The 13,844-nt window shown below is 28.4% G+C and carries 14 protein-coding genes; 11 read left to right on the top strand and 3 right to left on the bottom strand.

Translation table 11 applies throughout. The features are described from left to right. Positions 1–31 precede the first annotated feature (31 nt). Complete coding sequence (locus BQ5450_RS02995) at positions 32–1,171, bottom strand: tRNA(Met) cytidine acetate ligase (RefSeq protein ID WP_010245520.1); 1,140 nt, start codon at positions 1,169–1,171, stop codon at positions 32–34. A gap of 101 nt (positions 1,172–1,272) precedes the next feature. On the opposite strand from BQ5450_RS02995, the gene BQ5450_RS02990 reads away from it, so the two are divergent. The 8 genes from BQ5450_RS02990 to BQ5450_RS02955 all read left to right on the top strand — a co-directional run bounded on the left by BQ5450_RS02990 (position 1,273) and on the right by BQ5450_RS02955 (position 7,390). Then, positions 1,273–2,469, top strand: a complete 1,197-nt coding sequence (locus BQ5450_RS02990) for an acetate kinase (RefSeq protein ID WP_010245517.1) — start codon at positions 1,273–1,275, stop codon at positions 2,467–2,469. 71 nt (positions 2,470–2,540) lie between these two features. Further along, complete coding sequence (locus BQ5450_RS02985) at positions 2,541–3,080, top strand: YceD family protein (RefSeq protein WP_010245512.1); 540 nt, start codon at positions 2,541–2,543, stop codon at positions 3,078–3,080. Positions 3,081–3,082: 2 nt separating this feature from the next. Continuing rightward, positions 3,083–3,265: a 50S ribosomal protein L32 gene (gene rpmF, locus BQ5450_RS02980; RefSeq protein ID WP_071125942.1), complete on the top strand. Its 183-nt coding sequence runs from the start codon at positions 3,083–3,085 to the stop codon at positions 3,263–3,265. A 118-nt stretch (positions 3,266–3,383) separates the two neighbouring features. Further along, positions 3,384–3,956: a hypothetical protein gene (locus BQ5450_RS02975; RefSeq protein ID WP_010245505.1), complete on the top strand. Its 573-nt coding sequence runs from the start codon at positions 3,384–3,386 to the stop codon at positions 3,954–3,956. Between the two features lie 8 nt (positions 3,957–3,964). Continuing rightward, complete coding sequence (locus BQ5450_RS02970; RefSeq protein ID WP_010245502.1) at positions 3,965–4,516, top strand: hemerythrin domain-containing protein; 552 nt, start codon at positions 3,965–3,967, stop codon at positions 4,514–4,516. Between the two features lie 80 nt (positions 4,517–4,596). Continuing rightward, entirely contained in the window at positions 4,597–5,466 is an 870-nt protein-coding gene (locus BQ5450_RS02965; RefSeq protein WP_071125941.1) for an S-layer homology domain-containing protein, read from the top strand. A gap of 74 nt (positions 5,467–5,540) precedes the next feature. Then, positions 5,541–5,891, top strand: coding sequence for a hypothetical protein (locus tag BQ5450_RS02960; RefSeq protein ID WP_010245497.1), 351 nt, complete (start codon positions 5,541–5,543; stop codon positions 5,889–5,891). A gap of 236 nt (positions 5,892–6,127) precedes the next feature. Further along, a complete protein-coding gene (locus BQ5450_RS02955) occupies positions 6,128–7,390 on the top strand; it encodes a sodium/glutamate symporter (RefSeq protein ID WP_071125940.1) in 1,263 nt (420 codons plus the stop codon). 103 nt (positions 7,391–7,493) lie between these two features. On the opposite strand, the gene BQ5450_RS02950 is transcribed toward BQ5450_RS02955, so the two are convergent. Beyond that, positions 7,494–8,741 (bottom strand): hemolysin family protein, encoded by a 1,248-nt coding sequence (locus tag BQ5450_RS02950; protein WP_071125939.1) that lies wholly within the window; start codon positions 8,739–8,741, stop codon positions 7,494–7,496. A gap of 86 nt (positions 8,742–8,827) precedes the next feature. Further along, positions 8,828–10,654 carry a glutamine--fructose-6-phosphate transaminase (isomerizing) gene (gene glmS / locus BQ5450_RS02945; protein ID WP_071125938.1) on the bottom strand — a complete coding sequence of 609 codons (1,827 nt, stop codon included), beginning with the start codon at positions 10,652–10,654 and terminating at the stop codon, positions 8,828–8,830. Between the two features lie 292 nt (positions 10,655–10,946). On the opposite strand from glmS, the gene BQ5450_RS02940 reads away from it, so the two are divergent. From BQ5450_RS02940 to BQ5450_RS02930, 3 genes are all read left to right on the top strand, one after another. Further along, positions 10,947–11,666 carry an acyl-[acyl-carrier-protein] thioesterase gene (locus BQ5450_RS02940; protein WP_071125937.1) on the top strand — a complete coding sequence of 240 codons (720 nt, stop codon included), beginning with the start codon at positions 10,947–10,949 and terminating at the stop codon, positions 11,664–11,666. 77 nt (positions 11,667–11,743) lie between these two features. Continuing rightward, entirely contained in the window at positions 11,744–12,493 is a 750-nt protein-coding gene (locus tag BQ5450_RS02935; RefSeq protein WP_010245484.1) for a peptidylprolyl isomerase, read from the top strand. Positions 12,494–12,500: 7 nt separating this feature from the next. Then, positions 12,501–13,832 (top strand): GTP pyrophosphokinase, encoded by a 1,332-nt coding sequence (locus BQ5450_RS02930; RefSeq protein WP_071125936.1) that lies wholly within the window; start codon positions 12,501–12,503, stop codon positions 13,830–13,832. The last annotated feature ends 12 nt before the right edge of the window (positions 13,833–13,844 follow it).

Raw genomic sequence — 13,844 nt, 5'->3', positions numbered from 1 at the left:
AAAATAAAACACTGGATATTTTTCCGGTGTTTTATTTTTTGTAAACTTTTGTAGCAAAATCTGTTTTTATTTTTCCTTTTTTTATATTATATAAATTACTTGCATATATTTCTTTTTCAAGCATCTCTTTTATTATTCCATCTGAATTCTCGTAGTATTTTTTAAGAGAATAAATTTTATTTATATTTTGTGATTTTTTTAAAATTTCTATGCCATTTTTATCGCAAGCAAGCACTCTTGTATAGGGATACTCAAAGGATTTTTTTATCAAATCTTTTTTTATATCTAATAAAATTTCTAATAAAAGTCTTTTTATTCTCGAGCGACTATGCCTTTTGGAATAAACTTTTTCTATAAAATCTTCAAAGTTTTTGGCATCTAAATTTTCTAAAATTCTGTTTTCTAGTCCAACTTCGTAGTCAAAGTAATCTAAAAAATTTATTTTTTCTGAAATGATTTTGTATTTAAAAATTTCAAAGTAATTTTCTAGATTGTTTTCTGGAATTATTTTATAATTTGGGATAAACTTTTCTACATTTATACCTTTATAAATTCTATTTCTTATAAAAGATGCAGAGGCAAAATCTTCATAAGAAAAATTATCATCGTGATTTACACTTTTTCTTGGAATTGAATGTGGCTCTATACTTGAATTTAATTTTTTTAGATTTTTTATATATTCAAGACCCAAAATATTATTTGGTTTCTTTAAAATTTCTTTTTCTTCAAAAGTTAAAAAATCCATAGCAAGTTCGCGAGATTTAATGTAAGAATTACCTTTATGTAGAAAATTTTTAATTTTTCCGTCGTCAAAGTTTTCATCTATTTTATTTTGCAATTTTTCTAGAGTTTTAAAATTATCTTCGCTTCCAAAGTAAAGTCTATTAACAATTCTCATGGAGTTTAAAATATTAATTCCACCACGAGCAAATATTTCTGCATTTGATGTGGAATAAATTACAGGATTTTCTAGAACAATGCTCGCACCATTATCCACTGCAATTTTAGCTCTTTCATATTTATTTATAATTGCAGGTTCTCCTCTTTGTACAAAGTTTCCGCTCATTATAACTACTATATAGTCGCTGTATTCATTTTTGATTTTTTGTATTTGGTATGCGTGACCATTGTGAAAGGGATTGTATTCCGCTATTATAGAAGCAATTTTCATATTTTAAAACTCCAATTATTGACTAAAATCTTCATCTGTTATAATATTATTATTAGATATTATACTATATTTAATAAATAAAAAAAATATGAGGAGGAAATATGAAGATATTAGTAATTAATTGCGGATCGTCTTCTTTAAAATATCAACTTATTGATATGGAAACTGAAGAATTGATGGCAAAGGGTCTAGTTGAAAGAATTGGGATTGAAGGTTCAAGAATTAAGCATGAAACAATAGGAAAGGAAAAGAAAACTATTGAAACAGCAATGCAAGATCACAAAAGAGCATTGGAACTTGTTATGGAATCTTTAACTAATGAAGAATATGGTGCAATTAAATCTCTTGATGAAATTGACGCAGTGGGTCACAGAGTAGTTCACGGCGGCGAAGATTTCGCTAAGTCTGTAATTATAGATGAAAAAGTTTTAAAAGGAATAGAAGATAATGTTGAGATAGCTCCTCTTCACAATCCACCGAATATTATGGGAATTAAAGCTTGTCAAAGACTTCTTCCAAATGTTAAACAAGTTGCAGTATTTGATACAGCTTTCCATCAAACTATGCCCCGCGAAAGCTATATCTATGCACTTCCTTACGAATATTATGAAAAATATAAAATTAGAAGATTTGGTTTCCATGGAACTAGCCACAAATACATCACAAATAGGGCAGCAGAAATGCTTGGAAAAGATGTAAATGAAGTTAATTTAATTACTTGTCACCTTGGGAATGGTTCAAGTATTTGTGCAGTTAAAAATGGTAAGTCAATTGATACATCAATGGGATTCACACCACTTGAAGGACTTGCAATGGGAACTAGATGTGGAGATTTAGATCCAGCTATTCTTCCATTTTTAATGGAAAAAGAAAATCTTTCTGCTGAAGAATTAAATACACTTATGAATAAAAAATCTGGGGTTCTTGGAATTTCTGGAGTATCAAGTGACTTTAGAGATATTGAAACTGCAAGAGATGAAGGAAATGAAAGAGCAAAGCTTGCACTTGATATTTTTGAAAAAAGGGTTCGCGGATATATTGGATCATACATGACAGAACTTGACCATGTAGACGGTATTGTATTCACAGCAGGAGTTGGTGAAAACTCAGTTGAAATGAGAGAATCAATTGTAAATGGCTTATCTTCTCTTGGAATTAAAATTGATCCAGAAAGAAATAATGTAAGAGGAGAAGACAAACTTATTTCTTCTGACGATTCTTCTATTAAAGTTCTTGTTATTCCAACTAATGAAGAGCTTATGATTGCAAGAGATACTAAGGAACTTGTCAACGCATAAATTTTAATATTCTATTGACAATTTCTTTTTTGAAAGTTATAATTATTTGTATGTATTTTTGAGGTGAGTATATGAAATTAGATCTAAGCTCTTTTTTGTCGTCTAACGATGTTAGATTAGATTTTGAAGGAAATTTAACTGATAATGATACAGATTTAAATTTAGAAGATCTAAATCTCATTTATCCCGTAGAGTACAATGGATATATTCATGATTTGACAGGGGAGTTAGAACTTTGTCTAAATATTTCCTACAAATTTAAGACAACTTGTGACAGATGTCTTTCACCTTTTATTAATGAAAAAAAGACTAATTACAAGGGTTACAATTTTAAGGATACAAGTTTATATGATAGAGATTCAGTAGATGAGTATTTTAAAGTTGAAGAAGATTCAATAGATCTTTCCGAAATTATTTTCTCCCAAATAATTACATCTATTGGTGGAAAAAATTTGTGTAGTGAAGATTGCAAGGGTCTTTGTCCACGATGTGGCAAAAATTTAAATGAGGGACCATGTAATTGTAAGGTGCATGATCATAGTCTTAATGAAGAGGAAATAGATCCAAGATTTGGAAAGTTATTAGATTTATTTAAAGATGAGGAGGTGTAAAAATGGCCGTACCAAAGAGAAAAACTTCAAAACAAAGAAAGAATAAGAGAAGAGCATCTTCTTACAGATTAAATAAAGCGACAGTAGTTGAATGTCCTAACTGCCATGAAATGAAATTACCTCATAGAGTTTGTCCTAATTGTGGACACTATGCAGGCAAAGAAATTATTGCAGAAGCAGAATAACAAAGTGAAAGTGAGACTCAGGTCTCGCTTTTTTTTATATATTTTTTTTATTATGTGATAAATGTCACATTATTTTTTTGTTCTAAATGTTATTATTTTATTAGAAAAGAGGGATAAGATGAGTTTATTTTTAGGACATATACACTATATGATGTATAATAAAATCATTTTTCAAGAAGAAATTTTAGATTATTTATTAGATTTATCAAAGGACAAAGAAAACATTTTGGAAGAACTTGATAATGATTTTCCTATTGAAAAAGGAGATTTAAAAAATATTATTGATGAAAACAACATTCACGGCTGGTTAAATGATAGAGTAAATAGAAGTGAAAATAGACTGGCGAAAGCTGTTTCAATTCTACTTAAAGACTTTGATCTAGAAGAATTAAAGAAAAGATATTTTGAATTTGGGAAAAATTATGACGCAGGGAATTTCCCCATGGAAGTTTTTCAATTTATTACTTCTAAATTTTTAGATGGAATGCCTTGCGACCACGCTCTTACGATAATTAAAGATGATGAGGATGAATTAATTTTTAGGGTAATAAGCGATGTGCACAAAGAAATTTGGCAAAAATTTGTTGATCCAGAAATTTATTGGACACTTCGCGATGAATTCATTAAAGGAAGTTTGGTTGATTCAAAATTAAACTTCGAAAACATTAATGGAGATTACGTCATTAGGTAGGTGATAAAATGAAAATTTTAAAAAATGAAATCGATTATTTGGAAAAAGAACATGAAGAGATACTTAGTTTTTGTGACAAAATGGAAGAAAAATGTATTGAAGTTTTAAATGGAAATGTGGATGAAGAATTTTTTAATAAGGCAATAGTTTTTATAAGAAATTATGCAGATGGAAGACATCATAAAAAGGAAGAGGACATTTTATTTAAAGCGATGCTAGAAAATCTGGGACCAGTTGCGGAAAAAGTTGTGCGTGGTGGAATGCTTGTGGAACATCAAATGGCTAGAAATTATGTGACAGAACTTGAGAAGAGTTTAGATGATTTTAAAAGATATAGTTGTGAAAAGAATAAACTTTATATAATAACAAGTGCGATGAGTTATGTCACTCTTCTTCGAAACCACGCAGAGAAAGAAAATGAAGTTGTCTACCCCTTTGCTCTAAAAAATCTACCTGAAGATATAAAGAAAAAAGTTGCAATGGATTTAAAAAAGAGAATTGATGAAGAAATGAAAAATAATTTTGAAAAAGAAAAATTAATGAGAGATTTGGGAATATAAAGATTACAAAATTATTACAAATTATAAAATTTAAAGATTTTTCCAAGGATTTTTGTTATTATTAATCCTCGAGGTGAAAAATGAAAAAAATATTTATAGTTATAATAGTTTTAATTATGCTACCTTTTAGTGTTTTTGCATCAAAGGAAATTGCAATTCCATTAAATGTGAGTGCTATAAAGGAAAAGGAAAATTATACTTTTGAAGTTAAAAATGCAAATAAAAATGATCAAATAGAAGTGGAAGTTACAAGCGTAGTAAATTCAAATAAAAAATCAAAATTAATAAAAAACATATCTGAAAAGAATAATAAGAAGTATATCTCCATTTCTCAAAGTGAACTTGATAATTTAGTTGGACCTTCAAGCGGATATAGTTTTAGACTTAGATTTGCAAAGGGAGATAATAGTTCTAATTTTACAGGTCCACTTCATTTGGGAAAGGCAACTGTATTTAGAAATTATAGTTCTTGGGCTTATGAAGATCTTTTAAAGGCACAAAATTTAAAGATTTTATCTAAAGATACTTTTTCAAATGCAAAGGAAAAAATAACTAGAGAAGAGCTTGCAGAAATTGTTGTAAAAACTTATGAAACAAAGTATAAGAGAAGTGCACAAGGTTCTGTAAAACATTTTGCAGATACTGACAATAAATATGTAAATATGGCTTATGATCTTGGACTTATGAAGGGGAAAAGTGATGGAAAGTTTTTGCCCAAAGCTCACATAACAAGAGAAGATTATGCAGTTGTAATTTCCAATTTATTTAATTTAAAGGAGAGTAAAAATATAAAAATAGAGGATGAAAAAAATATTTCTAATTACGCAAAGGATTCTGTCAACAAATCTATAAGTGGAAATTATTTAAATTTGGATTCAAATAAAAAATTTAATCCTAAAAATGAAATGAAAAGAGAAGAAGTTATTTCTTCTATTGTGCGTAATATTTAACAGAAATTTTACAAATATATTTAATTTGTATATAAAATTAAATAATTATGTTATAATACTTTCAAGGTGAGTTAATGAAAAAAGTAATTTTTGACATTAGTCCACTTGGAAGTTTTCAATTTTCTTGTGAGACTTATATGATTTATTATAGGGAAAAATATGGCGAAGATATTTTTTTCTACACTAGAAGAGATGGAAAGTACATAAAAGTAGAAGATAGCGACGAACTTAAAAATTTAAAAAACAGAGTAATGTTAAAAGTTGATCTTGGAAATGAGGTGGAAAGTATACCCCACAACTACGATATGAGAGTTATTCCTATTTCAGAAGATCAAGAAGATGATGAAACTTTGATAGATATTGTGGAAAGACTCGGCAAAGATGCAAGTTGGAAAGATTCAAATATTCAAGTAGTAGAAGTTTAAAATTGAAGAATTTTGTAAGATGTTCCCTAATATTTAGATTAGGGAATTTTTCTATTATTTAATTCCACATCGAAAAATTTCAGATGCAAATAATGTAATAATTATTAATTAAGTAAAAAAGTAATTCATTAAAGAAAAGTTTTTATACAATAATATTATCTGTGCTATAATGTAAATAAAGACGATACTTATAATTATAATATGAAGTTATGTCTAATTATATTAAGGGGGTTTTTATGACACTAGAAAGTGTACTAAATTATTTTGGAACTTACACTCCTGGCGAAAATGGAGGAGTTGCATCATTTGAGTTTGAGTATTTGTGTACTCTTGGGATAGCAGCTTTGATAATTTTTGCAGGAAGATGGTGCGTAAGTCACTCAGTTGCTCTTAAAAAGTATGCAATACCTGCACCAGTTGTTTCAGGACTTATATTTTCTGTAATTATTGCAATAATAAAATTATCAGGACTTATAGCCTTTAGTTTTGATGCAAAGATTACGAAAGATCTTGCACAAAATGTATTTTTCTTGACAGTTGGATATGGGTTTTCCGCATCTTTATTTAAAAAAGCTGGTGGAAAACTTATTTTTAACATAGCTTTTGCAGCTTGTTTATTGATTACTTTACAAGATATTGTTGGCGTTTTAGTTGGAAGGGCAATAGGAATGCATCCATTATTTGCACTCCAATGTTCTTCAGCAGCAATGTCTGGTGGGGTTGGAACAGCATCTGCCTTTGGACCTATTTTTGAAAAATGGGGAGCACCTGAAGGAATAACGGAAATAGGTGTTGCAGCAGGAACTATGGGAAATATTATGGGATCATTAATTGGTGGACCTGTTGCAGCATTTTTAATTAGAAAAAATAATTTAAAAGCTGATCCAAATGATAGACCAGAATCTGAACTTAAAAATGAAGTTCATGCATTAAATGACGGGAGAATGATTGTTGCTTTTGCAATGGTTCTTTTAGTTTCAGCATTAGGAATGCCTATATATTTCTTACTTGATAGTATCCCTGGAATTGAAATGCCTAAGTTTATAGGATGTTTATTTGCTGGAGCAATTGCAAGAAATATTATTGAAAAAAGAGGAAAGGATACTTATGTAGCAGAAATAAGTGCAATTGAGCATATGTTTTTGGAACTTTATCTTGCACTAGTTTTAATGACAATAGATATAACAAAACTTTTAAGCCATTTAGGACAAATGGGAATAGTTTTGTTAACTCAAGCAATTTTAATTGCACTATTTACAATTCTAGTTTCTTATAATTTATTTGGAAGAAATTATGGCGCAGCTGTAATGGCAGCTGGAAACTGCGGTTGGGGTTGTGGCTCTGGACCAAATGCAGTTGCAAATACAAAAGCTGTAATGGACACTTATGGTTATAACAATATAGCTTGGGTATTGTATCCATCTTTTGCAGTAATAATTGATGATATTTATAATCCACTTTTCTTATCTTTCTTTGGTAAAATAGTTAGTGGAATGTAATAATTTAAATGGAGTGAGTTTTTGCTTACTCTATTTTTTTATAAACTTGTGCTTATTAAAAATTCCTATTAAAACTTTGACAGAAGAATTAATAGGGATTTTTTTATTTATTTTGAAGTTCTAAAAGGATCTTTTCTATTCTATTTTTTTTACTTTTCATTATAGTAAATTTTAGATTATCAATTTCTATAACTTCATTTGGTTTGGGAAATCTGTCTAACTTTTCAATTATAAATCCTCCAACAGAATCAAATTCATGACACTTAAGTTCAGTCCCAAGTCTTATATTTATTTCGTCAATATTTACAGATCCGTCAATTAAATATTTGTCTTGTGCAACTTTTACAATGTCTTGATCTTCTTCGGTGTCATATTCGTCAGAGATTTGTCCAACAATTTTTTCGATAATGTCTTCAAAAGTTATCATGCCTTCTGTTCCTCCGTATTCGTCAGTTACAATTGCAACAGAAAGTTTATTTTGCCTCATTTCATTGAAAAGTTTACCTGTGGGTTTGTATTGAAAAGTGAAAAAAGGTTTTTTAAAATAATCTTTATTTTCTGATAAAGTTTTGGATTTGTCCATGCGGAAAATATCTTTCACATTTAAAATTCCAATTATATTATCTAAGCTGTCTTCATATACGGGCATTCGTGAATAAGAATATTCAGAAATTTTTTCAAAAATCTCAGCATAATCGTCTTCTATATCAATGGCAATTATGTCAGTTCGTGGAGTCATTATGTCCTTTGCATAATTGTCCTTAAATCCAATAACATTTTGAATCATTATAGACTCATTTTTATTTATTATCCCTTCTTCAATTCCAAGATCCATTGCGTCTATTAAATCATCTTCTGTTATGATTGAATCTTTGTAAGTTTTTTCTTTTGTTGCAATTTTAATTATATTTTGAGATAAAAAAGTTATAAACATTGAAAGAGGTCTTATAAAGATAATAAGAAATTGTAAAAATTTTGCATATTTTGGCACAATTTTTTCATAATTATTTTTTCCTAAAGTTCGTGGCAAACTTTCTCCAAAAAGTATTACTATAATTGTTGAAATTATTATTCCAATAATTATTCCAAGGTAATTCCACTTATTAAAGAAAAATAATGACATAAAAATTACAACTAAAGAATTACAAAAATAATCTAGAATAAGCATTGAAGAAAAAATATTTCCTTTTTCCACAAGTTTTTTTATTATAGATAGATTTTCTATTTCTAAATCTTCAAGTTTAGAAATTTTAGCAGGGCTAAGAGTCAGGTAGGCATTTTCTATTAGTGTGAACAAATAGGAAAAATAAAGTGCTAAAAAAGATATTGTCAAATATATGTATTCAGTCATTTAAAATTCAACTCCATTTAAAAAATATATACCCTAAAAATTTTTGATAAAAACAAAAAAGCCGCCCATAGGCAGCTTTAAATTCATTATTCAACAGTTACTGATTTTGCTAGATTTCTAGGTTTGTCTACATCATTTCCTAAAAGAACTGAAGAGTAATAAGCAAGTAATTGCTCAGGTATTACGGCAAGAAGTGGAGTCAAAAGATCAATTGTGTTTGGTATTTCAATTACAACATCGCAAGAATCATTTACAAATTTATTTTTTTCTTCTGTTATTGAAATAACTATTGCACCCCTAGCAATTAGTTCCTGATTGTTTGAAATAGTCTTTTCTAGAATGGATTCTTGAGTAGCAACAGAAACAACAGGTGTACCTTCTTCTATGAGGGCAATTGATCCGTGTTTTAATTCACCAGAAGGGAAGGCTTCAGTGTGAATATAAGAAATTTCTTTTAACTTCAAAGCTCCTTCTTTTGCTGTTATAAAATCAAGTGATCTACCTGTGTAAAAAATTGATTTGGCATCTTTAATTGAATATGCAATATTTTCAAATTCATCTTTATGTTTTAAAATTTCTTCTATTTGTGAAGGAATTTTTTCCATATTTTCAATGATTTCTTTTACTTCATTTTCTGAAATTTTATTTAATTTAAGAGCGATGTCCATTGCCAAGAAGTAAAGTGAAATAATTTGAGTTGTGTAAGCCTTAGTTGATGCAACAGAAATTTCTGGGCCTGCATAACAATAGATTACCTTGTCTGCTTCTCTAGAAATAGTTGAGCCAACAACATTTGTAACTGCAAGAGTTTTTGCTCCACAGCGTTTTGCTTCTTTAAGTGCAGCTAATGTGTCTGCTGTTTCACCAGATTGAGATACAAAAATAACTAGAGATTTGTCATCTAAAAACATATTCTTATATCTAAACTCCGATGCAATTTCAGAAATTACAGGAATTTTTGCAAGTTTTTCAATTGCAAATTTGCCAGCTTCTCCAGCATGAAAAGCAGTTCCACAGGCAGTTACATATATTTTATTTATGTCTTTTAATTCTTCAAGTGAAAAACTTCCTTCAGATGGAAGATCGACTTTATAATCTTTATGTTTAATGGAAATAACATCTTTTAAAACACGAGGTTGTTCGTGAATTTCTTTAATTAAAAAATGATCGTAATCTTCCTTTGAAGCAGCATCGGGAGAAATTTTAACTTCAGTTACTTCTCTTTCTACTTTTTTGTGATTTTTATCATATATTGTGTAAGAATTCAATCTCATATCTAAAGTATCGCCATCTTCTAAATAAATAACTTTATTTGTGTGTTCGATTACAGAAGTTATGTCGCTTGCAATGAAATAACCATCTTCACAAATTGCAAAGAGAAGAGGAGAAGAATTTCTAACAGCAATTAGCCTATTGGGTTCATTTTCGTCAATTATTCCAAGACTGTATGCTCCTCTTAAAACTTTTGTGGATTTAAAGACAGCTTCTAAAATATCTTCATTGTAATTATAAGAAATTATATTTGGTATTACCTCTGTATCAGTTTGTGAAAGAAAATTGTATCCTTTGTCAATTAAATTGTTTCTAAGTTCAAGATAATTTTCAATTATTCCATTGTGAACAACAGAAATTTTTCCGTCACTTGATAAATGAGGATGAGCATTTATTTCACTTGGTTCTCCATGAGTTGCCCATCTAGTGTGACCAATGCAAATATTAGAATGAAAATCATCTAAATTAAAGGAATCTTCTAAATTTTTTATGCGTCCCTTCTTTTTAAAAGTTTTTAATTTATTCTCACTTACAAAGGAAAGTCCCGCAGAGTCGTAACCTCTATATTCTAATTTTTTTAAACCTTCTAGCACCAATTTAGGTGCGTTATTTTTTCCAATATAGCCTACTATTCCGCACATATTTCTACCTCCAAATTTATTAGAGATTCACTGCATTTATTTTGTTGTAAAATTTCTTTTACTTTTTGTAAAATGCTTAGGCTGTGAAACCTCCAGAGCATCCGCCGAAATTCGATGACTCTATACCTCGTCAGCCACTTGGGCTCAGGCGCTTAAATAATTTTTATCTCTTTAAGTGATTTTATCATAATGGTAATTTAAAGTAAACTTTTTGAAAGACATGATATTTATGTAAAATTTTTTATAAAAATCAAATTAAACTTTTTATGATAAAATTAAATTTGGAGGTATTATGATTTACGAAAAAGAATTTACAGTTTACGATTTTCTATGTAAAAATGGGGAACTGACTTTAAAAAATATAATTAATTATTTTATTGAAACTTCTAATTTGCATTCACTTTCAGTTGGACTTTCAAGTAGGGAGTTAATGGAAAATAATTATACATGGATGATTTATAAGTGGAGAATAAAGATTTTAAAATATCCAAAAGTCTTTGACAAAATAAAAGTGAAAACTTGGGCAAGTGGATTTAAAGGGTTAAATGCAGAGCGTGAATTTGAAATGTATTTAGATGATGAAAAAATTGCATACGCTTCATCTATTTTTTTGTTAATAGAATTGAACAAGAGAAAACCTGTTGTAATACCTGAGTATTTTGCAGAAAGATTTGGAATAAAGGAAGAAAAATATTTTGAAAAAATAAAAAGAATAAATTTAAAAAAAGATGAGAAAGTACTTAATGAAGCTAATTACAAAATAATGAAAAGGGATATAGACATAAATAATCACGTTAACAACAGTATCTATGCGGAACTTTTATTTGAATCATTGCCAGAAATTTACTCTGAAATAAAATTTTCTGAAATAAATATAAATTATATGAAAGAATTAGTCTTAGGTGATAGAGTTGTTATTGATGTTTATTTAGAAAAGGATGAATTTTATTTTTTCTTCAGAAATGAGGATAGTAGTGAGATGTATGCTAGAATATGGGCTAATGTTAATTAGTTGAAAAAATTTTTTTGAGATGGTAACATGAGTTATAGAAAATTTGAATTATTTAAGTATAAATGGAGGTATTAGTTATGGATAAAGATAAAATTTTAGCGACAGTAAATGGCAAAGAAATCACAGGTGTTGATTATAATTTATTTTTAGATTCTCTAAATCCACAAATAAAACAATATTTTGCTGGCGAAGATATGAATAAAGAAATTATAAACGAACTTATTTATCAAGCTCTTTTATACGAGGATGCTATTGCTAAAGGAATGGACAAAGACGAAGAATTTTTACAAGTTGTTGAGAAAACCAAGGAAAGTATGTTAAAAAATTATGCTCTTGGAAAACTTCTTGCAACTGTTGATGTTACAGAAGATGAAGTAAAAAAATTCTATGAAGAAAATAAAGAAGCTTTTAAAGAAAAAGAAAGTGCAAATGCTTCTCATATTTTAGTTAGTGAAGAAGATAAGGCAAGAGAAATTTATGAAAAAGTAAAAGATGGGGAAGACTTTGAAACTCTTGCTAAGAAAAACTCAACTTGCCCTTCAAAGGAAAAGGGTGGAGATCTTGGCACTTTTACTAGAGGTCAAATGGTAAAAGAGTTTGAAGATGCAGTTTTTGAAAATGAAGTTGGAACTGTAACTGAACCTGTAAAAACACAATTTGGTTATCACATTATAAAAATAAATGAAAAAAATGAAGGTAGAGATTTAGAATTTGATGAAGTAAAAGACAAGATTTTTTCTCAACTTAAAAGACAAAAAGAACAAGATCTTTACAACAAAAAAATTGAAGAATTAAAAGAAAAATATGATGTCAAAATGAATGTATAGGTGAAATATGAAACTTGAGCTTTTTGATTACATCGATGATGTAATGAATCTTTTTGATTATCACAAGATAGAACTTGCCGGAGTTAATAAAGAGCTTAAAAAATATTTTTCTGAATTACTAGAAAATGATGACAGATTTACTAATATAACTACAAGAATGAAAACTCAGGAATCTCTAAGGGAAAAATTAATTAGGAGAAATTTTTTTATGAGATTTCCTGACCCCGTTCGCGGGTTCAAACAAATTCAGGATCTTGTTGGAATAAGAATTGAGTGCCGCTTTATAAAAGATGAAGAAGATTTATACAAAAAAATTATAGAAGATTTTACTATAAAGGCTGAAAGAGGATATTATAAGTCAAATAAAAATAAAAAGATAAGACTTAAACTAGATGATCCTCAGCCTCAAACTCTTGCAAATGGTTTCACAATGTATAAACTTGATGGAGAGTATGATACTGGATCCTTTATTTATTGTTTCGAACTTCAGATAAAGTCTTTTGTAAATGTGTTTTGGGGAGAAATTGATCACAAACTTCTCTACAAAAATTACAATTATATAATTACAGAAGGATTTTTTAGGGAAATAATGAATTCTATAAATGATAATCTAAAAATGATAGATAAACAACTTATGATTCTATATGATCACGTGAAAAAACAAGATGCTTCTGAAGTTATTTCTGCAGAGAGTCAACTAAAAGCATTGCTTTCAAAGATTCTTCATGATGTTTTCTCTAGAAAAATTCACGATGAGTTGGGATTATTTATTAATATTAAGACAATAACAGATGTAGTTGTTGATTTTTTATTTATGAAATCTTCTAAGAACAAAGATTTGAGTTATGGTGAAAATTTTATTGATTTAATAAATAAAATTAACTCAGTTTCTGGGAATGAGATGGATGTTGAAGAGTACATAGTTTTTAGAAATAATCCAAAATATTATGACTCTTTCTCAAAGGGAATAACAGAAATCTTGGGAAAAGTTTTAAATAATGATTTAGAATGGAATATTCTATTTAAAATGATAAAGTTAATCTCTCAAGAATCCTATGGAGAAATTTTTACAGAATTTATAATTTTTGTAAGATATGATTATACTTCTTGTTTATATAAACTTTTTGAAGATAAAAAGTTAGACAAAGAATCCTGCGAAAGACTGGAAAATGAAATACTTTCAATTGTAATTGATGAGTTTAGAGAAAAGCCTTCTGTTGACTTTTTGTTAGACAAGTCCATTAAAAAATTTAATTTTGTGCTTTTAGAAATAGGAAAAAGTGATGCAACAAGTGAAGAAAAGATATTGAAAATATTTAAAGATAATTATACTTTTTAAACTATAAATATT

Origin of the sequence: Peptoniphilus lacydonensis (assembly GCF_900106515.1) — a bacterium.
Lineage (GTDB): Bacteria > Bacillota > Clostridia > Tissierellales > Peptoniphilaceae > Peptoniphilus_A > Peptoniphilus_A lacydonensis.
This window is presented reverse-complemented; position numbering and strand designations above follow the sequence as displayed.